The sequence below is a fragment of the Streptomyces albidochromogenes genome (genome assembly GCF_005981925.1).
Taxonomy (GTDB): domain Bacteria; phylum Actinomycetota; class Actinomycetes; order Streptomycetales; family Streptomycetaceae; genus Streptomyces; species Streptomyces albidochromogenes.
In genome coordinates this window covers 1-19,943 of sequence record NZ_VBVX01000110.1, presented here as the reverse complement: position 1 = coordinate 19,943, position 19,943 = coordinate 1, and the positions used below count along the sequence as shown (strand labels likewise).

Here is a 19,943-nt window from a genome sequence, read left to right as displayed (position 1 = left end):
TCCCCGCACACGTTCCCCGACGGCGGCACCTGGCGCACCGAGATCCCGTCCGTGGAAGGCCCCGAGGCGCTCGCCGTCGTACTGAAGGAGAGCGCGCGCCTCGACGTGCCCGTCCACCGCATCAGCCAGGGCAGCGGGGTCTGGATGCTCACCGACGCCGACATCACCGAGATGGTGGAGTCCTGCGCCGAACGCGGCGTCGAACTGTGCCTGTTCACCGGACCGCGTGGCACCTGGGACATCGGCGCCGCCACCCGCACCGACTCGGGCGGGGCCGGCCTGCGGGCCCGTGGGCACGACGCGCTCGCCGGGTGCGTCGAGGACGCCCTGCGGGCGACCGCGCTCGGGGTGCGGTGCCTGCTCGTGGCCGACGAGGGCGTGCTGTGGACGCTGCACCGGCTGCGCGCCGACGGCCTGCTGCCCTCCGACACCACGCTCAAGGTGTCCGCGCTGATCGGCCCGGTCAATCCCGCGTCGTACGCCGTCTACGAGCGGCTCGGCGCCGACTCCGTCAACATCCCCTCCGACCTGGCGCTCGCCCACTTCACCGAGATCCGCCGGGCCAGCCGCGCCCCGATGGACCTCTACGTGGAGGCGCCCGACGACCTCGGCGGCTACATCCGCATGTACGAGACCGCCGAGCTGATCCGGCGCGGCGCTCCGCTCTACCTCAAGTTCGGCCTGTCGAAGTCCCCCGGCGTCTACCCGTACGGCGCCCACCTGCGCGACACCGCCCTGGCCGGCGCCCGTGAGCGCGTACGCCGCGGCCGTCTCGTACTCGATCTGCTGGCCCGGCACGGCGCCGACGGCGGGATGTCCCCGCTCGGTTCCCGGCTGCCCGGCCCCCTGCACCGCTTCCCGGCCACGACCACCGCCGTCCCCACCCCCGCGAAGGACTGATCCGTCATGATGCGACGCACACACCGGGCCGCGACCGCCCTCACCGCCACCGCGCTCGTCCTCTCCCTCGCCGCGTGCGGGCAGAACGCCGAGGGCGGCAGCAAGGAGAAGAAGTCCGCCGGGAACGGCACGATCGGCATAGCGATGCCGACGAAGTCCTCCGAGCGGTGGATCGCCGACGGCGACAACATGGTCGAGCAGTTCGAGAAGCTCGGCTACAGGACGGACCTCCAGTACGGCGAGGACGACGTCGACCAGCAGGTCTCGCAGATCGAGAACATGATCACCAAGGGCGTGGACGTGCTGGTCGTCGCCGCCATCGACGGCCGTGCCCTGGGCGACGTACTGCGCCAGGCCGCCGACCGGGGCGTCAAGGTGATCAGTTACGACCGCCTCATCCTCGGCACCCCGCACGTCGACTACTACGCCTCGTTCGACAACGAGAAGGTCGGCGTCCTCCAGGCGACGTACATCATCGACAAGCTCGGCCTCAAGAACGGCGGCAAGAAGGGCCCCTTCGACATCGAGCTGTTCGCCGGCTCGCCCGACGACAACAACACCGGTTACTTCTTCCAGGGCGCCTGGAAGACCCTGAAGCCGTACATCGACAGCAAGCAGGTCGTCGTACGGAGCGGCCAGACCGAGCTCGACCAGGTCACGACGCTGCGCTGGGACGGCGGGACCGCGCAGAAGCGCATGGACGACCTGCTGACCAAGGCGTACGGATCCGAGGAGGTGGACGCGGTCCTCTCCCCGTACGACGGCATCTCCATCGGCATCCTGTCCGCGCTCAAGTCGGACGGCTACGGCACGGCGGCCAAACCGTACCCCGTCGTCACCGGTCAGGACGCCGAGGTGGCGTCGGTGAAGTCGATCATCGCGGGGCAGCAGACGCAGACCGTCTACAAGGACACCCGGGCGCTGGCCAAGCAGGCCGTGCAGATGGCCGACGCCGTACTGAACGACAAGAAGCCCGAGGTCAACGACATGAAGACGTACGACAACGAGAAGAAGGTCGTGCCGGCCTTCCTGCTCGACCCGGTGAGCGTCGACAAGAGCAACTACCGGTCCGTCCTGGTCGACTCCGGCTACATCAAGGCGAGCGACCTGTGACGGCGGGCCCGGCGCCCGCGCCGCCACCCGTCCTGGAGATGCGCTCGATCGTCAAGACGTTCCCCGGCGTCAAGGCGCTCTCCGATGTGACGCTGACCGTGGCGCGCGGCGAGGTGCACGCCGTGTGCGGGGAGAACGGCGCCGGCAAGTCGACGCTGATGAAGGTCCTCAGCGGCGTGCATCCGCACGGGAGTTACGAGGGGGACATCCTCTTCGACGGCGAGCACTGCGCGTTCAAGGACATCCGGGCCAGCGAGGCGCACGGCATCGTGATCATCCACCAGGAGCTGGCGCTGGTGCCGTACCTTTCCCTGGCCGAGAACATCTTCCTCGGCAACGAGCACGCGCGGCGCGGGGTCATCAGCTGGAACGAGACGCTGAAGCACGCGGCGGCCCTCCTGCGCCGCGTGGGCCTGCGCGAGCATCCGCAGACCCGTGTCGCGGACATCGGGGTCGGCAAGCAGCAGCTCGTGGAGATCGCGAAGGCGCTGGCCAAGGAGGTGAAGCTGCTGATCCTCGACGAGCCCACGGCCGCCCTCAACGACGCGGATTCGGCCCAGCTCCTGCGGCTGATCGGGGAGCTGAAGGAACAGGGCATCACCTCGATCATCATCTCGCACAAGCTCAACGAGATCGCGGAGGTCGCCGACTCGGTCACCATCCTGCGTGACGGGCGGACCATCGAGACGCTCGACGTCGGGGCTCCGGAGACCACCGAGGAGCGGATCATCCGGGGCATGGTCGGCCGCGACCTCGACCACCGCTTCCCCGAGCGGACCCCGTACGCGGGCGATCCCGGCGCCCGGCCCGCGCTCGAAGTCCGCGACTGGACCGTGCACCACCCGATCGACCAGCAGCGCAAGGTCGTCGACGGGGTGTCCCTGCACGTGCGGCGGGGCGAGATCGTGGGCGTCGCGGGCCTGATGGGAGCCGGCCGCACGGAACTCGCGATGAGCGTCTTCGGACGGTCGTACGGCAGGAACATCAGCGGCACCGTCCTCAAGGACGGCGAGGAGATCCGCACCAGGACCGTCCCCGAGGCGATAGGCCACGGCATCGCGTACGTCACCGAGGACCGCAAGCACTACGGCCTCAACCTCATCGACACCATCGGCCGCAACATCACCCTCAGCGCCCTGCCGAAAGTGGCCCGGCGCGGCGTCGTCGACGAGCACGAGGAGACCCGCGTCGCCGAGTCGTACCGCCGGAGCATGAACATCAAGGCGCCGACCGTCTTCGAGGAGGTGGGCCGGCTCTCCGGCGGCAACCAGCAGAAGGTCGTCCTCAGCAAGTGGATCTTCGCGGGGCCGGATGTGCTGATCCTCGACGAGCCGACCCGGGGCATCGACGTGGGCGCCAAGTTCGAGATCTACAGCGTCATCGACCGCCTCGCCGCCGAAGGCAGGGCCGTCGTCCTCATCTCCTCCGAACTCCCCGAACTGCTCGGCATGTGCGACCGCGTCTACACGATGGCCGCCGGCCGGCTGACCGGCGAGATCGCCCGCGCGGACGCGACCCAGGAAGTACTGATGCGCCACATGACCATGGACAAGGGGTAAGCGATGGGCAGCCCGGTCACCACCGAGAAGCCGGGGCGGCACACCGCTCCGCCCGGACCGCGCGGTTCCGCGGTCAGCGCGCTGCTGCTGGACACCATGCGCCGCAACATGCGCCAGTACGGCATGCTCATCGCTCTCGCGCTGATCGTCGTGCTCTTCGCGATCTGGACCGACGGCGTCCTGCTGCAACCGAACAACGTGACCAATCTGGTCCTCCAGAACAGCTACATCCTGGTCCTCGGCATCGGCATGATGATCGTCATCATCTCGGGGCACATCGACCTCTCGGTCGGCTCGCTCGCCGCGTTCGTCTCCGCCGCGTGCGCGGTGATGATGGTCGAGCACGACGTGCCGTGGGTGCTCGCCACCCTGATCGCCCTGGGCATCGGAGCCCTCGCCGGGGCCTGGCAGGGCTTCTGGATCGCGTACGTCGGCATCCCGTCGTTCATCGTGACGCTGGCCGGCATGCTGCTCTTCCGGGGCGGTACGCAGATCTTCCTCGGCTCGCGGTCCATCGGCCCGTTCCCCGAGGGCTTCCAGAAGATCTCCACGGGCTACCTCCCGTCCCTCGGCCCGGACACCAACTACCACAACCTCACCCTGCTGCTGGGGCTCGGGCTGCTCGTCTTCGCGCTGGCGCAGGAGGTGCGCGACCGGCGCAGGCAGCTGAGTTACGAGCTGGACGTGCTGCCGCGCTCCCTGTTCCTCGCCAAGTGCGTGGCCATGGCGGCGGCCGTTCTCGCCTTCACCCTGACGCTGGCCAGCTACCGGGGCGTACCCGTGGTGCTCCTGCTGCTCGCGGTGCTGCTCATCGGCTTCGGGTTCGTGATGCGCAACGCGGTCGTCGGCCGCCACGTGTACGCGCTCGGCGGCAACCAGGCGGCGGCGAAGCTGTCGGGCGTCAAGGACAAGCGCGTCATCTTCCTGGTGTTCGTGAACATGGGCGTGCTCGCCGCCCTGGCCGGGGTCGTGTACGCGGCCCGGCTCAACGCGGGCGTACCGCAGGCCGGGGTCAACTTCGAACTGGAGGCGATCGCGGCGGCGTTCATCGGCGGCGCGTCGATGAGCGGCGGCGTCGGCACGGTCTTCGGCGCGATCATCGGCGGTCTGGTGCTGGGCGTGCTCAACAACGGCATGTCGCTGGTCGGCATCGGGACCGACTACCAGCAGGTCATCAAGGGGCTGGTGCTGCTGGCGGCGGTCGGGTTCGACGTGTGGAACAAGCGCAAGGTCGGTTCGTAACTCTCCGAAGGGGACAGACACATGACCACGAGCAGACGCACGGTACTGGCGGGCGCGGCGGTGGCGGGCGCGGCGGCCGCCGCGGGCCTCGCCGGGACGGGCACGGCGTACGCCGCCACGGGCAAGGCGCCTTCGCGGGAGCTGTTCGGCCGGCTGGCCGACGGCACGAAGGTGTACCGCTGGACCGTCGCCAACGGCGGCACCCGGCTGAAGGTCCTCTCGTACGGGGGCATCGTCCAGTCCCTGGAGATCCCGGACCGCCGCGGCGCGACGGCGAACGTCTCGCTGGGCTTCGACAACCTCGACGACTACGTCGCGAAGTCGCCGTACTTCGGCGCGCTGATCGGGCGCTACGGCAACCGCGTCGCCAAGGGCCGCTTCACGCTCGACGGGCATACCTACCAGCTTCCCGTGAACGACGGCCCGAACAGTCTGCACGGCGGCGACAAGGGCTTCGACAAGCAGGTGTGGGACGTGGAGCCCTTCAGCCGGGGATCGGACCGGGGGCTGGTGCTCAGGCGGATCAGCCCGGACGGGGAGATGGGCTACCCCGGCACGCTCAAGGTGAAGGTCACGTACACGCTGACCGCGCGGGGCGCCTGGCGGATCGACTACGAGGCCACCACGGACCGCGCGACGGTCGCCAACCTCACCAGTCACACCTATTTCAACCTCGCGGGCGAGGGCAGCGGCTCCGTCGACGCTCACACGCTGGAGATGGCCGCCGCCCGCTACACCCCCGTCGACGCCACGCTCATACCGACCGGCGAACTCGCTCGCGTCACGGGAACGCCCTTCGACTTCCGGCGGGCGAAGGCGATCGGCGAGCAGGCACGGACGCCGCACCAGCAGGTGCTGTACGGGAAGGGGCTGGACCACAACTGGGTGCTGGACAAAGGCATCACGACCGTTCCCGGGTACGCTCTCACGCTCACCGATCCCGGGTCGGGACGGGTGATGAAGATGTACACGACCGAGCCGGGCATGCAGTTCTACAGCGGCAACTTCCTCGACGGCACGCTCGCGGGAACGTCGGGACGGCTGTACCGCCAGGGCGACGGGCTGTGCCTGGAGTCGCAGCACTTCCCCGACTCGCCCAACCAGCCGTCGTTCCCCTCGACGGTGCTGCGCCCGGGAACGACGTACCGCTCCACCACGGTGCACACGTTCTCCGCGCGCTGACGACACGGACCGAAGCCCCCTGCCGGCTGAGCGGCAGGGGGCTTCGGGGTGCGGGGCTCGGCGGGCGGGCTAGGCGCGTCGGCGCAGCGCGATCTCTGCGTCCGCCGCGTACGTCTGGTTCCACTGGCGCCCGGCCTCCGACGCCCAGGTGACGTGGACGGTGCCACCCTCGGACCGGACGCGCTCCACGGTGATCGTCCGCTCGCCGGTCCGCACGTCGCCGCGTCGCAGCTCGTCCGCCCGGACCGTCGGGTACGTGTCCTGGGCCCGGGCCTCGGCCGCGTCGGCGGCCCGTACCAGCACCGCCGCCAGCTCGCGCGCCTGAGCGGGCGTGGCGGCCAGGGCGACGTAGGCGGCGCCCCGCGCGCCAATGTGGACCTGCCCCGCCTTCGCGTTCCCCGCCGGTCCGGTGGCGACCTCCACCAGGGCCGCCGGCGCGTCGGGGGTGTGCATGCGGATGTCGGGCACGGTTCTTCTCCTCAGGCGTGCGCGCCCACCGTGATGGTGCCGATGGACGCCTCGGGAACAGCCTCCATGATCGCCCCCGACGCGTCGTACCCCGGCGTCGAGGGCGCCGCGCCGTTTCAACCGCCGCCCGGCTGCCGGCTCCTGGCAGGTGTTTCGCCGGGAGCCGGGAGCGTCGCGTCCTACCAGTCGCCGTCCGCCACCGGCTTGCCCGGCGCGTCGCCGAGCGGCTTCACCTGGTGGGGCGACGGCTCCTGCCACGGCGTGTGGTCGTCGCCCAGCCAGTCACCGACCGGCTTCACGCCGCCCAGCGTGCCGGTGGGCGCGAGGTCCTCCCCGTCGGCGTCGTAGTAGTCGAACCAGGGCAGGCCCGCCCGGGTGTACGCGGCCCGGTCGACGGGGGACGGCGGGGGCTCCTCCCCGGTGATGCGCCGCCACTCCGGCGGGGTCACCAGGTGCACGAAGACCCGGCCCGACGGCTCGGCGGCCCAGTCGGAGGCGGGCCGGTCGTCCTTGTAGACCTCCTGGCGCATCGAACCGCCGACGCCCAGTCCCATCGCCGCGGCGGCCCGGGGAGCGGGCGCACCGCCCCATCCGGCTCCGGACGCGGACATCATGGCCGGGGCGGGTGCGCCGTACGCCGCCATCGGCGCGGGCGGTGGCGGCATCGCGGCCCTGCGCTCAGCCGCCCGCCGCTGCTCCTCCCGCCACGCCTCCAGGGGCCCGTCCGCGAGCGGCCACGACTGGAGCTGCAGTCCGCCCCACTTCTCCTCGCCGGTGACCTGGCCCTCCACGGTCGCCCCCATCCCGAGGGGCACCGCGACGAACTGCCGCACCGTTCCCGTACCGGAATTGATGCCGTCGAGCCACGGCTGGCGCGGCAGCACCAGGTAGTTCTGCGGCCCCCGCGACAGCCGGCTGTTCCACGGCTTGCCCGACACCGCGCACACCTTCCCGACCCCCACCTGGAGGGCGCCCGGTTCCACCGTGCCGGCGAAGCTCAGCCACATCGCCTCGCGCAGGTACACGGGCAGCATCACGCCGCCTCTGTCCAGCCACTCCCCCGGGACCGTCGAGGCGTAGTCCTCGACCCTGCGCAGCGGGAAGTTGCCCAGGCCCGGGGGCAGTGCGTGCGTCCCCTTCTCGGGCAGGCGCAGCGTACGTACGAAACGCACCCGTACGCCGCCCGGCAGCAGCAGACTGTCCCCGTCGATCCGTACCGCACCGTTGGTCACCGGCGCACTCCCCTCGTTCGGTACCGCTGAACGCTCCCGCTGTTATAAACGACCGTTCCGTGGGGTGCGGTTCCATGCGAAGGGTGCGGTCGTTCCCGTGAACGGTCCGTCCGCCGTGTCGCCGAAGTAGCGGATCCGGTACGTTCCGGGAGGCGTGTCCGGGGGAACGTCCCAGGTGACCGTCACGGTGGACGCACGGGCGGCTCCCGTGCCGGCCGCCTTCCAGCGGAACGTCGTCGACCAGTCCCCGTCGTCGGCGACCCGTGTCCACCCGCCGTCTTCCTCGCGTTCCACCGCCAGGTAGGTGCCTCCCCTGCGCAGGTCGTTCCCGGGGTGCGCGCCGACGAAGCGGGCCGTGACCCGGGTGTCCGTACGGGCGACGGACAGAACGTCACCGAAGTCCCGTCCCGGGTGCGGCACGTCGGTGCCCCGCCGCCGGTGACGCGCGCGGGGCGGCCGCAGGCGTTCCGGTGTGCCGCGTTCGACGGGCGTGCCGTCGCGCATGGCGCGTGCCAGGCCGGCGGCGCTCTGGCAGAGGGCGGGCAGTTCCCAGCGGCCGAAGAGCGTGCTGCCGCCCTCGTACTCCTGCGCGTCGTACTCCTCGGGCGTGGTCACGTAGTGCGCGTACGCGTTGCTGTAGCCGACGGCCAGGACGTTCGCCGGCGGCGCGCCGACGATCGAGGCGACGGTACGCCGCAGCCGCAGACCCGCCACGATCGTGATCTCGGCGGGGAGGCCGATCAGGTACAGCGGGCCGATGCGCAGCAGTTGCACCGGGAGCCGTTCCTGGACCATGGGGTGCACGCGGTTCACTGGTCCCGCGGGCAGGCAGAGCCCCTTGGGCGCCTGCGCGGCGCGCAGGCGGGGTGCGAGCGGGTAGACGATCCGGTGCGACAGGGTGTCCCAGAGCGGGTTGCGCCCCGGTCTGAAGCCTCTGAAGCCCGGGCCGTCCACCCAGGCTCCGGCGAAGGCCGCCGCGCCGGCGACGGGCCCCGAGGTGCGGTGCGTACGGCCGTCCCCGGTGAACTCGGGCCGCACCGTGGCGCGGGACAGGTCGACGTGGGTCAGGCGTGCGTCCAGGACGCCGGGGATCTCGTCGCCGTACAGCGCGGCGGCGGCCCGGTACTGGCGGGCGCCTATGACGCGGGTGTTCTCGAACTCGTCGTCGGTGGGGCCGCGGCCGGGCGCCAGACGGAGGTTGGGCGACATGTCGCCGGCGTTGGTCTGCGCGAAGGCGGTGACGACGCCCGGGTCCGCGGCCTCCCAGCGGGAGGCGGCGTAGCCCTTGTTGTCGGCGCTGATGAGCGTGTTCGTGTTCGTCATGCTGGTGTTGTGCGTGGCGAACCAGTTGACCGCTCCCCTGAGCCGTCCGCCGCGCTCGATGCGCAGCAGTGTGGTCCGGGGGTCGACGGCGTCCGGGAAGTGCGCCCGGTCGGCCGCCGGATTGCGGTCGAAGGCGCGCTTCGAACGGTTGACGCTGGCGTCGCGGAGCTCTCCGTGGGCGAGCCGGAGAACGGCGGGGGCGAGGTCCGCGTGTGCCGCTTCGGCGGCTTCCACGATGCCGTCGACGATCGCGCCGTACGTGCGCTCCCGGAAGCCTCCCGTGTTGCTGTTGTAGAGCGCGTGGTGGAAGTAGCCGCCGGGTCCGCAGTGGGTGTGCGTGGCGGTGATCATGACGTTGGACTCGGTGTAGCCGCCGGGCAGCCGCCCGAGCACGTCGCGTACGACTCCCGCCGACATCAGGGGCAGTTCGCACACCACGAGCAGCAGCCGCCTGTCACCGTCCGCGAAGGCGAACGCCCGCGCGTGCAGGCGGGTGTGGATCCCGGTCGTCCGCTGCTGCTTCTTGCCGTACCCGAGCATGCCGCACTCGGCGGCCTCCCCGGTGATGTCGGCGACGCCGCAGCCGGCGAGGAGCCCCATCAGTCGAACAGGTCGGGGTCGGACGCGGTGATCTGCTCCCACAGGGGCTGTGCCTGGAACCAGCCCGCGAAGTGGCCGCCGATCTGGGAGCGGGTGCGCAGCGCCGTCTCCCGGTCGATGAGCCGGGGCGTTCCGGCCGCCATCGCGAGGAGTTGGGCCTGGCAGGAGCGTTCCATGGTGATGAACCACCAGACGGCCTCGGCGACGGACCTGCCGACCGTCAGGAGGCCGTGGTTCTGGAGGATGACGGCCTTGTACGAGGCGAGGGCGGCCCCGATGCGCTTGCCCTCCTCGGCGTCGTCGGCCACGCCCTGGTAGTCGCTGTAGAGCCCGTGGTCCTCGAAGAAGGCGCACGCGTCCTGGGTGATCGGGTCGAGGGGTACTCCCAGGCTGGAGAACGCCTTGCCGTGCAGCGAGTGGGAGTGCGCGGCGGCCAGCACGTCGGGGCGCGCCTCGTGCACCTCGGAGTGGATGACGAAAGCGGCCCGGTTCACCGGGCGTTCGCCGTGCAGCAGGTTGCCCGCGTGGTCGACGAGGATCAGGTCGGAGGCCCTGATCCGGCTGAAGCTCATGCCGAAGGGGTTGACCCAGAAGGCGTCGGGGGTCTCCGGGTCGCGCACGGTGATGTGGCCCGCCACCCCCTCCGAGAACCCGAACTTGCCGAACAGCCGAAATCCGGCGGCCAGTTGTTCCTTGCGGTAGCGCCGCTCCTCGTCGGCCGAGTCGAAGGACGGGGGCGTCGGGAGCGACACCCCTTCGGGCACGGGGCCGACGGCAGCGGAGATGACCTGGGACACGGTGGGGGGCGTCGCTTCGGACATGGTGTGCCTCCTCGTCCATCGGATACATTCGCGTATCCGATACGGGTCGGGATGCTTTCCGAGGCCGTACGCGCTGTCAAGGGTCCGGGGCCGGGCCCCGGGGCCGGGAGTGAGGGGGCCGATGCCGAAGGGGACGACCAAGCGGCGGCCGCAGACGCTGGCCCGGCTGCTCGACGCGGCGCGGGAGGTCTTCGCCGAGTCGGGCTTCGAGGGCGCCAGGATCGAGGACATCTGCCGGCGGGCCGGTTACACGCGGGGCGCGTTCTACTCGAACTTCCGGACCAAGGACGAACTCTTCTTCGCGCTCTTCGACGCGCACGCCGACCGCGAACTCGGCCGCATCGCGCGCACGGCGGCCAAGATCGGCGACGACGACCTGACCGTCGGCCGGATCGCCGAACTGCTGGCGTACGTCGATCCGGACGAGCGCACCTGGTTCCTGGTGACCACGGAGTTCACCCTCTACGCGATCCGTGACCCGCGGGCCGCGCGGGTACTGGCCGATCACGACGCGCGGTTGCGCGCGGAAGCGGTACGGCTGCTGCGGGACCTCTTCGACCGGGCCGGGCTGCGGCCGGCCGTCGACCTCGACGATCTGGTCAGGGTCCTCGTCGCGATGCGGGAGGGCGCACTCGGCCAGAGCTACGTCGAACCGGACCGGCTCGCGCCGGGCGCGCTCGCCCGCCGGTTCCTGCCGTTGCTGCTGGCCGCGGTGACGACCCCGGCGCGGGGCCCGCGCACGGCCCGGGGCGGGCGGCCGGACGGGGCCGCTCCGCCTCCCCGGCATGCCGTCTGACCTGCGCGGACGCCGGCGCTGGGGGCCGCTGTCAGTGGTCGGGTGCACACTGGCCCGTATCTGAGACAACGGCGTCCTGGAGGTGTCGGCCATGACCGACGTACTGCTCACCGTAGGAACACGAAAAGGGCTTTTCATCGGCCGCCGGCGCGGTGGCGAGTGGGAGATCGACGGCCCCCACTTCAACGCCCAGGCCGTGTACTCGATCGGCATCGACACCCGCGGGCCGGTCCCCCGGCTGCTGGTGGGCGGGGACAGCTTGCACTGGGGCCCCTCGGTCTTCCACTCCGACGACCTGGGCGCGACCTGGGTCGAGCCGAAGCGGCCGGCCGTCAAGTTCCCCCCGTTCACGGACGCTTCGCTGGAGCGGGTCTGGCAGCTGCGTCCGGCCGGGGCCGAGGCGCCCGACGTGGTGTACGCGGGGACGGAGCCGGCCGCGCTCTTCCGGTCCGAGGACCGCGGCGAGTCGTTCGAGCTCGTACGGCCGCTGTGGGAACACCCCACGCGCTCGCGGTGGGAGCCGGGCGGAGGCGGCGAGGGGCTGCACACGATCATCACCGACCCCAGGGACGCCCGGGCGGTGACGGTGGCGGTGTCCACGGCCGGAGTGTTCCGCTCGATGGACGGCGGGGCGAGCTGGGCGCCGTCCAACAAGGGCGTGTCGGCGGTCTTCCTGCCCGATCCCGACCCGGAGTTCGGCCAGTGCGTACACAAGATCGCGCAGGACGCGGCCGATCCGGACCGGCTGTACCTGCAGAACCACTGGGGTGTGTTCCGCAGTGATGACGCCGGCTCCAACTGGTCGGACATCGGGGCGGGGCTGCCCTCGACGTTCGGCTTCGCCGCCGCCGCGCATCCGCACCGCGCGGACACGGCGTACGTCTTCCCGATCACGGCGGACTCCGACCGGGTGCCCGCCGGCAACAGGTGCCGTGTCTACCGCACCGAGGACGCGGGCCGCGGCTGGGAGCCGCTGTCGGCGGGGCTGCCCCAGGAGGCGCACTACGGCACGGTGCTGCGCGACGCGCTCTGCACGGACGACGCCGACCCGGCGGGGGTGTACTTCGGCAATCGCAATGGCGAGCTCTTCGCGAGCGCGGACGACGGGGACAACTGGCGGATGCTCGCCTCACACCTGCCGGACGTGCTGTGCGTCCGGGCGGCGGTCGTCGGCTGAGCCGCGCAGGGCCCGCGGTCGGCGGTCCGCGGCCGACGGTCTAGGGGAGCTGCCAGTTCACCGGCTGGGCGCCCTGGCGGACCAGCAGGTCGTTGGTGCGGCTGAACGGCCGCGAGCCGAAGAAGCCGCAGTCCGCCGACATCGGCGACGGGTGCGCGGACTCGACGGCCGGAAGGTCGCCGAGCAGGGGGCGCAGGTTGCGGGCGTCGCGCCCCCACAGCACGGACACCAGCGGCTTTCCGCGCGCCACCAGGGCGCGGATGGCCTGCTCCGTCACTTCCTCCCAGCCCTTGCCGCGATGGGCCGCCGGGGTGCGGGGCGCCGTCGTCAGCGCCCTGTTCAGCAACAGCACGCCCTGCCGGGTCCAGGGCGTCAGATCGCCGTTGGCGGGGCGGGGCAGTCCGAGGTCGGTGTGCAGCTCCCGGAAGATGTTCTCCAGGCTTCCGGGCAGCCGGCGCACGTCCGGCGCGACCGAGAAGCTGTGCCCGATGGCCATTCCCGGTGTCGGGTACGGGTCCTGGCCCACGATCAGCACCCGCACCTCGTCGAAGGGCTGCTGGAACGCGCGCAGGACGTGCGGTCCGGCGGGCAGGTAGGTGCGGCCTGCCGCGATCTCGGCGCGCAGGAAATCGCCCATCGCCGCGATGCGCCCGGCCACGGGGCGCAGCGCGTCCGCCCAACCGGGCTCGACCAGTTCGTTCAACGGTAGTGCTGCCACGGCGCGTCACTCTACTGGTGGTCCGCCCGCACCCTCCAACCCGGCCGTCGCGGTCCCGGCGGCCGTGGCCGTCCGCCGGCCCCGGCACGCCCCCATGGCTGCCCGGTGACGCGGCGCCCCGTCCGGCGGCGGCCCGCTCGCCCCGGTACCGGCCGGCCAACCCCGGGATAGGGTGCCGTCGTTGCTGCTCCCCCTCCCCTGGAGTCGGTCCATGAGGCCAAGCCCGCGCACCACCGGCCCTGGCGCGACGCCGTGGGTGCTCGGCGTCGACTCCGGCGGTTCGGGACTGCGGGTGGCGCTCGCGGACGCCTCGGACCCGCCGCGCGTCACGGCCACCGCGTCGCGCGAGCCGGTCCGCACGGGCCCGGCCGGAATCGACGCGGCGCATCTGCTGGACCAGTTGCTGCCGATGGCGCGGACGCTGCTCGACGAAGCCGCCGGCCCCGACGCCGCCTTCCCCGCCACGATCGGCGCCGTCGCGATCGGTGCGGCCGGCATGGCGACCCTCGGCGACGACCTGCGCGACCGACTGCCACAGGCGCTGCGGAGCGCCCTCGGCGTACGGCGTCTCGCACTGGCCGCCGACGCCGTCACGGCGTACGCCGGAGCGCTCGGCCTGCGGCCGGGGGCCGTGGTGGCGGCGGGCACCGGCATGATCGCGCTCGGTACGGACCTGGCCGGCTGGCGCAGGGCCGACGGCTGGGGCCATCTGCTCGGCGACTGCGGCGGCGGCGCCTGGATCGGCCGCGCCGGGCTGGAGGCGGCGATGCGCGCCCATGACGGGCGCGGCGGTGGCTCGCCCGCGCTGCTCGCCCGCGTGGAGGCGGTATTCGGCCCCGCGCCCGAACTGCCCGGCCTGCTCTACCCGCGCACCGACCGCCCCGCCGTGCTCGCCTCGTTCGCGCCGGAGGTGGCCCGGTGCGCGACGGCCGCGCCGGGCGACCCGGTGGCGGCGGCGATCCTGCGGGAGGCGGCCGGGCACATCGCCGACGCCGCCGCCGCCGTCTGCCCGCCGTCCGGGGAGTGCGAGGTCGCCCTGACCGGGGGCCTGTTCAAGATGGGGGACCCGCTGCTCGTCCCGCTGCGGGCCGCGCTCGGCGAGCGGCTGCCGCACGCGCGCACCGTCGCGGCCGCGGGAGACCCGCTGGCCGGAGCCGTGCGCGTCGCCTCGGCCCTCGCCACGGACAGCCTTCGGCTGCCCGCCGACGGCCGACTGCTGCGCGTACCGACAGAGCAGGGCAGTTGAACGCATAGCGACTCACGGGATAAATGCGGACAGACACCGCTGCAATGCCCCCTCCCCGAACAGCCGAGCACACAAACCCAGTAGCATGCGGCGCCATGAGCTCCCCCACTGGGCCCGCATCCGGCCTGCCTGTACGAATGCCGCGACCACGACAGTCCGGACGGCACCGCCGGCCGGAGCCCGTGGTGGCTCCCGAGGGCGCGCCCGCGCTTGTCCTCGCCGTCCCCGGCACCCCGGGCAGCGCGTCGCGCAGCCTGGCGGAGGAAGTCGTCAGCATCGCCCGTTCCGAGCTGCCCGGCCTGGACGCCAGGATCGGGTACCTCGACGGCGACAATGGCGAGTACCCCGCCCTGGAGAGCGTGCTCGCGCACACCGCCGCCGAGCGCACCGCCCGTTACGAGCAGGCGCTCGCCGCGGGCCGCGAGGCCGCCGAGCCGCAGGGCCCCGCGGCGGTAGTGGTGCCGCTGCTCGCCGGCCCCGAGAACGCCTTGATGCGCCGGATACGGCAGGCGGTCATGGACAGCCGCGCGGCCGTCGAGCTGACCGACGTCCTCGGTCCGCACCCGCTGCTCGCCGAGGCGCTGCACGTGCGCCTGTCCGAGGCCGGCCTGTCCCGCGCCGACCGCGCCAGGCTGTTCACGGTCGCCACCGCGGCCGACGGCATCATCCTGGCCACCGTGGGCGGCGACGAGGCCGTGCAGGCCGCCGGCATCACCGGCATGCTGCTGGCCGCGCGGCTCGCCGTACCGGTGATCGCCGCCGCGCTCGACGAGGAGGGTTCGGTCGCCGCCGTGGCGGAGCAGCTGCGCGGTTCCGGCTCGACGCAGCTCGCGCTCGCGCCGTACGTGATCGGCCCCGAGGTGCCCGACGGCCTGCTGGACGCGGCCGTCAAGGAGGCGGACTGCGCGACCGCCGAGCCGCTGGGCGCCTACCCGGCGATCGGCAAGCTGGCCCTGTCGCACTACACGACGGCGCTGGGCATCGCCCCGCAGCCGGCCCAGGGCATGCCCGCCCACTGAGCGGCCTGAGCAGCCCCGAGGGCCCGCGCCGGACGTCCGGTGCGGGCCCTCGGGCGTTTCCGGTCGTCCGCCGCCCGGCCGGGTCTCAGCCGAAGACGACGCAGGACGCCGCCGGCGCCGCGAAGGAACCCGCGCGGCGCGGGATGCCCGTCTGCGCGTCGAGGTCGAACCACGTGACGTCCCCGGAGCGCTCATTGGCGGCGTAGAGCCTGCGCCCCGACGGGTCGAGGGTGAGGTCGCGCGGCCAGTGACCGCCGCAGTCCACCGTCGTCACGAACTCCGCCTTCGCCCCGCTCTCGTCCAGCGCGAGCACGGCGATGCTGTCGTGCCCCCGGTTGGCCACCCACAGGAAGCGCCCGTCGTGGGAGACGACGGGTGCGGAGGGGTACGTCGCCGTGTCCGTCCCGGGCTCCACCACAGGCGCCTCACCGAGCGCTACGAGCACCCCCGACTCGGCGTCCCAGCGGCAGACGGTGACGGTCGGCTCCAGCTCGCCCAGGACGTACGCGTGCCCGCCCCGGGGGTGGAAGGCCAGGTGGCGCGGGCCGGTGCCGGGCCGCAGCGCGGTCTCAGTGTGCACCCGCAGGGTCCCGGTGGGCACCGCTAGGGCGCAGACCCGTACGGAGTCGGTCCCGAGGTCGACGCTGAGCACCCAGCGCCCCGTGGGGTCGGGCAGCACCTGGTGCGCGTGCGGCCCCGCCTGACGGTCCTGGTCGGGGCCGTTGCCCCGGTGGTGGAGTACGCCGGTGGCCGCTTCCGGGGCCCCGTCGGCGCCGACCGGGAGCACGGTGACGCTGCCCGAACCGTAGTTGGCGGTGATCAGGTGCCCGGCGGCGAGCGCGAGGTGGGTGGGCGCGGCGCCGCCCACCGGGACCGGCTCCCCCGCCGGGAGCGGCGCGCCGTCGCCGGACACGTCGAAGGCCGCGACGGCGCCGTCCTCGGTCTCGCTCACGGCGTACAGCACCGTCGCGCCGGGTGCGAGCGCGAGGAACGACGGGTCGGCGACGGCCTCGGCCGATCCGAGCGCGGTCAGCGCGCCGGTCCGCGGGTCCACGGCGGCGGCGGTGATCCCGAGGCCGCCCGCCGAGGTGAACGACCCGATGAACGCCCGGTCCGGCCGGCCGGACCTCCGCGCCCGTGGCACAACCGGTTCGGCCTCATTGCTGCTGCTCACCGTGGAGCCCCTTTCCGCCGTGCGATCGCGTTCAGCCGTGCGAGCTGTGACAAGCCTCGGTCACATTGTCCCGGGCGGCCTCGCGGCGTCGTGGGTCAGGACCGGACCAGCGGGGCGTCCGGGGCGCTGTGCAAAGGCGTCGCCAGTTCGGTGAGCACCCGCTCCAGGCCGTGGAGGTGGCGCAGTGCGGCCTCCGCGGTGGGGTGGTGGTGCTCGGCGGCCGCCGCCTGCGCTCCGGGGGCGGGAGCGTCGTCCGGCCGGCCGCCGGGCGACACCAGTGCCTCGACCGCGGCTTCCACGCGCCAGCAGGCGGCCGCCAGGCGCGCGTCGTGGGACGCCTGCGGGTCGGCCGCCACCGAGGCGAGTCCGCGCACTTCGCGGGCGCAGTCGTCCAGCAGGGCCAGGACCTGGCGGGCGCGGGCCTTGCGGGCGCGCAGCGGGTTCAGGGGATGTACGAGGGGCGCCAGGGAGAGCCTCGCCCGGCCGATCACCAGCTCGAGCTGGGCGGCGAGCGGCGCCGGATCGGCGTCCGGGTCGCCGGCCAGACGGCGCGCGGCCGCGGTGGTGCAGCCGTGCACGCTGTGCACGGCTCGCTCGATCCAGGCGTGGGTGGCGGAGTGCGTCGTGACCGGCAGGACGAAGGCGACGGCCAGCGCCGCGCCCAGGGCGCCGACGCCCGTCTCGGCGAGCCGCAGCGCGAGCAGGCTCGGCTCCAGGGCGCCCAGCAGCCCGTACAGCAGGGACACCATCAGGGTGACCGCGAGCATCATCCAGCTGTACGACACCGGGGCGGTGTAGAAGATCGCGAAGACGCACACCGCCACGAGCGCGGCCGTCGGGGCGAGCGCGCCGTGCAGCGGCAGGGCGAGGAGCAGCCCGGCGACGATGCCGACGACCGTTCCGAGGACGCGGCGAAAGCCCCGGAGCAGCGTCTCGCCGCGCGACGCGGTGTTCACGAAGATCCACCAGGCGGCGCCGACGGCCCAGTACCAGCGCCCCTCGGACAGCACCTGGCCCACGACGAGGGCGAACGCGCCGGCGACGGCGACCTGGACCGCCTGGCGCGTGGTGATGCGCGCGAGGCCGGTGCCGCCGGGGAGCACGGGGGCCGCGGGCGGCGGGAGGCGCCGCTCGTAGCACCACAGGCCGAAGCGGACGCCGCTGGACGCGACCAGGGCGAGGGCGACGGCGGTGAAGAGGCCCGGCAGCTGTCCAGGAACGGTGTGCAGGAACTGCGCGACGAAGAACATCATGAAGGCGAACACGCCCAGGGCGTGGCCCCGGGGCCCCCAGCGCCTGGCGTACACCCCGAGTCCGGCGACGGCGAGGAACGCCACGTCGCGCAGGACCGGGGTGTCGTGCAGCCCGGCCGCCAGGGCGAGGACCGGAAAGCCGACAGTGGGGAGCAGCGCGGTGCTGACCGCCTGGGCACGGACGGTGGCGTCGGTGACGGTGAACAGGGCGAGGAGCGCCGCGAGGCCACCGGTGATGACCGCGGGGAGGGTGTGACCGGTGAGGCCGCAGACGGCCACGGCCAGGCCGACGCCGAGGACGGACCGGGTGGCGCTGCGCAGCCGCAGCCGGCCCGGGTCCGGCACCACGAACATCCTCTTCAGCACTGCTTTCCGCCCCGCCTTCGCCCTGACATCGTTCCGGCATGAAAAAGGCGCCACGGAAGTCCGAGGCGCCATCGACCCACCCATCAGAACATCTGATGCCCGAGTGGCTCAAGTCGAGGGCAACGTACTGTGCCATTGGCACAGTCATGGCCGCGGATCTCCGTCCGGACACGGGCCAACGGACCATGCCGCGAGAAACACACCCTGGAACCGGGCCCGCGCCCCCGCCGTCAGCCGGGCGGGTCGGCCGGCGGGAGGAGGGTGCCGAGGGGGCCGAGATCCAGGTTGAGGTCCTGCATGGTCAGGCCGTAGCGGGCGCAGAGGTCCGTCATCCGGTCGTGCAGGAGCATCAGCGTCACGCCCAGGCGTTCCTCCTCCTCCTCGGTGAGGTCGCCGGCGTCCACGCGGTGCATGGCCTGGCGCTCCATGAGCTGACGGAGGAGTTCGACGAGCGTGAGCACCAGCTTCATCAGGTCGCGCTCGACGGTGTCGGGGTCGGTGTTGATCCGGGCGCTCGGCCTCGGCGCGCGGTCGTGTTCCGGTCGGGGGAGGTCCTGCGGGGCCGCGGGGAAGAGGCGGAAGGCGCGCCCGGCCGCGTCCGCGACCTCGTCGTAGCGGCTCCGGGGCTCCGGCGCGTCCGGTGGTACGGCGTCCGGTGTCATGACGGGGGCGGCCGGTCGCCGGGCGGCAGTACGGACACCGGACCGCCGCGGGGCCATGGAGCCGGCACCTCCGCGCTGATGGAGGTGATGAGCGCGCGCAGCGAGATCCGGACGAGGTCGATGTCGGCGATCGACAGCGTGATGTCACCGGTGATGACCGCGCCGCCGGTGAGCAGGCGGTCCAGCAGGTCGATGAGCGCGACCTGCCGGTCGGGCAGCGGCGGGCGGTCCGGCGCGGCGGTACGCGCGGTGCCGGACACGGGTTCGCCGCCGGCCGTCACGTGGTCACCGCCCGGTCCCTCGCACCGCTCTCGTCCGGTCCCGGCGCGGCGAAGGAGTACGGCGCCCACGGCCCGGTGATCTCGACGCGGATCGCGGCGGACTCCTGGGCGACCCGCTCGACGGCCAGCCGGAAGTCGTCGGTCCGGTCCCGGGGCACCAGGTAGGCGTCGTTCATGATGTTCTCGCCCGCCCCTTCGGCGAGGGGGCCCTGCTGCGGGCGGTGCCGTACGTGCTCGGCCGCGTGGGCGCCGGCGGCGGCCTCGACGCGCCGCGCGGAGTCCGCGGCTTCCCGGAAGCTGTCCTGCCGGGCGTTGCGTTCCTGGTGGCGTCCGCGCAGATAGGCGCGCCCGGGGCTCAGTCCGGGCTCGGGAGCGGGCTCCGCGGCGGCGGGCGGCGCGGCGGCCAGGTAGACCTTGACGCCCCATTCCACGCTGCCGTCGAGGTGGGCGAGGCGGTGCGTGAACGCGGCGCGGTCGGCCGTGATCATCTCGCGCACGCGGTCGTCGTCGCGGTAGATGGTCGCCAGCCGCAGCGGCAGGACGGTGCCGCGGGCCGCCACGGCGTCGATGACGCCGTGATGGGCCCTGGCCACCGCCTCCAGCCAGCGGAGGTCCTCGAAGTGGGCCGCGAGGGGCGCCGCCTCGAAGTCGGCCGCCGGGACGTCGCTGACGAGCGCGACCAGGCCCCCGGCCTCGTCGGCGACCAGCCGGACCGGCGCGCCGGCGACGCCGCGCAGGGACTCCGCGACATCGTGGAGCGCCCCGTGCGGAGCCGCCACGCCGTACACGTAGGTCACGTCCCGGGTGGGCG

19 protein-coding genes are annotated in these 19,943 nt (G+C 73.0%); 9 read left to right on the top strand and 10 right to left on the bottom strand.

Features of this window, described 5'->3' with window-relative positions; all coding sequences use genetic code 11:
* The 5 genes from E2E34_RS16450 to E2E34_RS16430 form a co-directional block, all read left to right on the top strand.
* Positions 1-900: hypothetical protein (locus E2E34_RS16450; RefSeq protein WP_138902660.1), on the top strand; the 900-nt coding region annotated here is incomplete at its 5' end.
* A gap of 6 nt (positions 901-906) precedes the next feature.
* Positions 907-2,013 (top strand): multiple monosaccharide ABC transporter substrate-binding protein, encoded by a 1,107-nt coding sequence (gene chvE / locus E2E34_RS16445; protein ID WP_138902659.1) that lies wholly within the window; start codon positions 907-909, stop codon positions 2,011-2,013.
* A 38-nt stretch (positions 2,014-2,051) separates the two neighbouring features.
* On the top strand, positions 2,052-3,572 hold the full coding sequence (gene mmsA, locus E2E34_RS16440) for a multiple monosaccharide ABC transporter ATP-binding protein (RefSeq protein WP_138902663.1): 1,521 nt from the start codon (positions 2,052-2,054) through the stop codon (positions 3,570-3,572).
* A gap of 3 nt (positions 3,573-3,575) precedes the next feature.
* Entirely contained in the window at positions 3,576-4,814 is a 1,239-nt protein-coding gene (gene mmsB / locus E2E34_RS16435; RefSeq protein WP_138902658.1) for a multiple monosaccharide ABC transporter permease, read from the top strand.
* Positions 4,815-4,835: 21 nt separating this feature from the next.
* The gene (locus tag E2E34_RS16430) at positions 4,836-5,996 is read left to right on the top strand and encodes an aldose epimerase family protein (RefSeq protein WP_138902657.1); all 1,161 of its coding nucleotides are present in this window, start codon (positions 4,836-4,838) and stop codon (positions 5,994-5,996) included.
* A gap of 69 nt (positions 5,997-6,065) precedes the next feature.
* On the opposite strand, the gene E2E34_RS16425 is transcribed toward E2E34_RS16430, so the two are convergent.
* The 4 genes from E2E34_RS16425 to E2E34_RS16410 all read right to left on the bottom strand — a co-directional run bounded on the left by E2E34_RS16425 (position 6,066) and on the right by E2E34_RS16410 (position 10,440).
* Positions 6,066-6,464 (bottom strand): hypothetical protein, encoded by a 399-nt coding sequence (locus E2E34_RS16425; protein WP_244315788.1) that lies wholly within the window; start codon positions 6,462-6,464, stop codon positions 6,066-6,068.
* Positions 6,465-6,643: 179 nt separating this feature from the next.
* Entirely contained in the window at positions 6,644-7,696 is a 1,053-nt protein-coding gene (locus tag E2E34_RS16420) for a hypothetical protein (protein ID WP_138902656.1), read from the bottom strand.
* A 42-nt stretch (positions 7,697-7,738) separates the two neighbouring features.
* Positions 7,739-9,619 carry a neutral/alkaline non-lysosomal ceramidase N-terminal domain-containing protein gene (locus tag E2E34_RS16415; protein ID WP_138902655.1) on the bottom strand — a complete coding sequence of 627 codons (1,881 nt, stop codon included), beginning with the start codon at positions 9,617-9,619 and terminating at the stop codon, positions 7,739-7,741.
* Positions 9,619-10,440 (bottom strand): class II aldolase/adducin family protein, encoded by an 822-nt coding sequence (locus E2E34_RS16410; protein WP_138902654.1) that lies wholly within the window; start codon positions 10,438-10,440, stop codon positions 9,619-9,621. Before E2E34_RS16410 ends, E2E34_RS16415 begins: the two co-directional genes overlap by 1 nt.
* Before the next feature lie 121 nt (positions 10,441-10,561).
* Here E2E34_RS16410 and E2E34_RS16405 point away from each other — a divergent pair, with 121 nt between their 5' ends.
* Both E2E34_RS16405 and E2E34_RS16400 read left to right on the top strand, forming a co-directional pair.
* Positions 10,562-11,236, top strand: coding sequence for a TetR/AcrR family transcriptional regulator (locus E2E34_RS16405; RefSeq protein WP_138902653.1), 675 nt, complete (start codon positions 10,562-10,564; stop codon positions 11,234-11,236).
* Between the two features lie 91 nt (positions 11,237-11,327).
* Positions 11,328-12,413 carry a WD40/YVTN/BNR-like repeat-containing protein gene (locus tag E2E34_RS16400; protein ID WP_138902652.1) on the top strand — a complete coding sequence of 362 codons (1,086 nt, stop codon included), beginning with the start codon at positions 11,328-11,330 and terminating at the stop codon, positions 12,411-12,413.
* A 40-nt stretch (positions 12,414-12,453) separates the two neighbouring features.
* On the opposite strand, the gene E2E34_RS16395 is transcribed toward E2E34_RS16400, so the two are convergent.
* Positions 12,454-13,131, bottom strand: coding sequence for a uracil-DNA glycosylase (locus E2E34_RS16395; RefSeq protein WP_138902651.1), 678 nt, complete (start codon positions 13,129-13,131; stop codon positions 12,454-12,456).
* 211 nt (positions 13,132-13,342) lie between these two features.
* Between E2E34_RS16395 and E2E34_RS16390 the strand changes: the two genes are divergently transcribed.
* On the top strand, positions 13,343-14,377 hold the full coding sequence (locus E2E34_RS16390; RefSeq protein ID WP_138902650.1) for an N-acetylglucosamine kinase: 1,035 nt from the start codon (positions 13,343-13,345) through the stop codon (positions 14,375-14,377).
* Positions 14,378-14,472: 95 nt separating this feature from the next.
* Complete coding sequence (locus E2E34_RS16385; RefSeq protein WP_138902649.1) at positions 14,473-15,396, top strand: sirohydrochlorin chelatase; 924 nt, start codon at positions 14,473-14,475, stop codon at positions 15,394-15,396.
* A gap of 85 nt (positions 15,397-15,481) precedes the next feature.
* On the opposite strand, the gene E2E34_RS16380 is transcribed toward E2E34_RS16385, so the two are convergent.
* The 5 genes from E2E34_RS16380 to E2E34_RS16360 form a co-directional block, all read right to left on the bottom strand.
* A complete protein-coding gene (locus E2E34_RS16380) occupies positions 15,482-16,540 on the bottom strand; it encodes a lactonase family protein (protein WP_138902661.1) in 1,059 nt (352 codons plus the stop codon).
* Between the two features lie 125 nt (positions 16,541-16,665).
* Positions 16,666-18,189, bottom strand: a complete 1,524-nt coding sequence (locus tag E2E34_RS16375) for an FUSC family protein (RefSeq protein WP_138902648.1) — start codon at positions 18,187-18,189, stop codon at positions 16,666-16,668.
* Between the two features lie 230 nt (positions 18,190-18,419).
* Entirely contained in the window at positions 18,420-18,851 is a 432-nt protein-coding gene (locus tag E2E34_RS16370; protein WP_138902647.1) for a gas vesicle protein K, read from the bottom strand.
* On the bottom strand, positions 18,848-19,111 hold the full coding sequence (locus E2E34_RS16365) for a gas vesicle protein (RefSeq protein ID WP_138902646.1): 264 nt from the start codon (positions 19,109-19,111) through the stop codon (positions 18,848-18,850). Before E2E34_RS16365 ends, E2E34_RS16370 begins: the two co-directional genes overlap by 4 nt.
* Positions 19,112-19,128: 17 nt before the next feature.
* The coding region (locus E2E34_RS16360; RefSeq protein WP_341870225.1) for a GvpL/GvpF family gas vesicle protein at positions 19,129-19,943 on the bottom strand (815 nt) is incomplete at its 5' end.

Bases quoted from the DNA above. Each gene is read 5' to 3' on its own strand.
- E2E34_RS16390 (WP_138902650.1), top strand. From the start codon at position 13,343: ATGAGGCCAAGCCCGCGCACCACCGGCCCTGGCGCGACGCCGTGGGTG.
- E2E34_RS16410 (WP_138902654.1), bottom strand. From the start codon at position 10,440: ATGTCCGAAGCGACGCCCCCCACCGTGTCCCAGGTCATCTCCGCTGCC.
- E2E34_RS16405 (WP_138902653.1), top strand. From the start codon at position 10,562: ATGCCGAAGGGGACGACCAAGCGGCGGCCGCAGACGCTGGCCCGGCTG.
- mmsA (WP_138902663.1), top strand. From the start codon at position 2,052: ATGCGCTCGATCGTCAAGACGTTCCCCGGCGTCAAGGCGCTCTCCGAT.
- E2E34_RS16400 (WP_138902652.1), top strand. From the start codon at position 11,328: ATGACCGACGTACTGCTCACCGTAGGAACACGAAAAGGGCTTTTCATC.
- chvE (WP_138902659.1), top strand. From the start codon at position 907: ATGATGCGACGCACACACCGGGCCGCGACCGCCCTCACCGCCACCGCG.
- E2E34_RS16430 (WP_138902657.1), top strand. From the start codon at position 4,836: ATGACCACGAGCAGACGCACGGTACTGGCGGGCGCGGCGGTGGCGGGC.
- E2E34_RS16415 (WP_138902655.1), bottom strand. From the start codon at position 9,619: ATGGGGCTCCTCGCCGGCTGCGGCGTCGCCGACATCACCGGGGAGGCC.
- E2E34_RS16385 (WP_138902649.1), top strand. From the start codon at position 14,473: ATGAGCTCCCCCACTGGGCCCGCATCCGGCCTGCCTGTACGAATGCCG.
- mmsB (WP_138902658.1), top strand. From the start codon at position 3,576: ATGGGCAGCCCGGTCACCACCGAGAAGCCGGGGCGGCACACCGCTCCG.
- E2E34_RS16370 (WP_138902647.1), bottom strand. From the start codon at position 18,851: ATGACACCGGACGCCGTACCACCGGACGCGCCGGAGCCCCGGAGCCGC.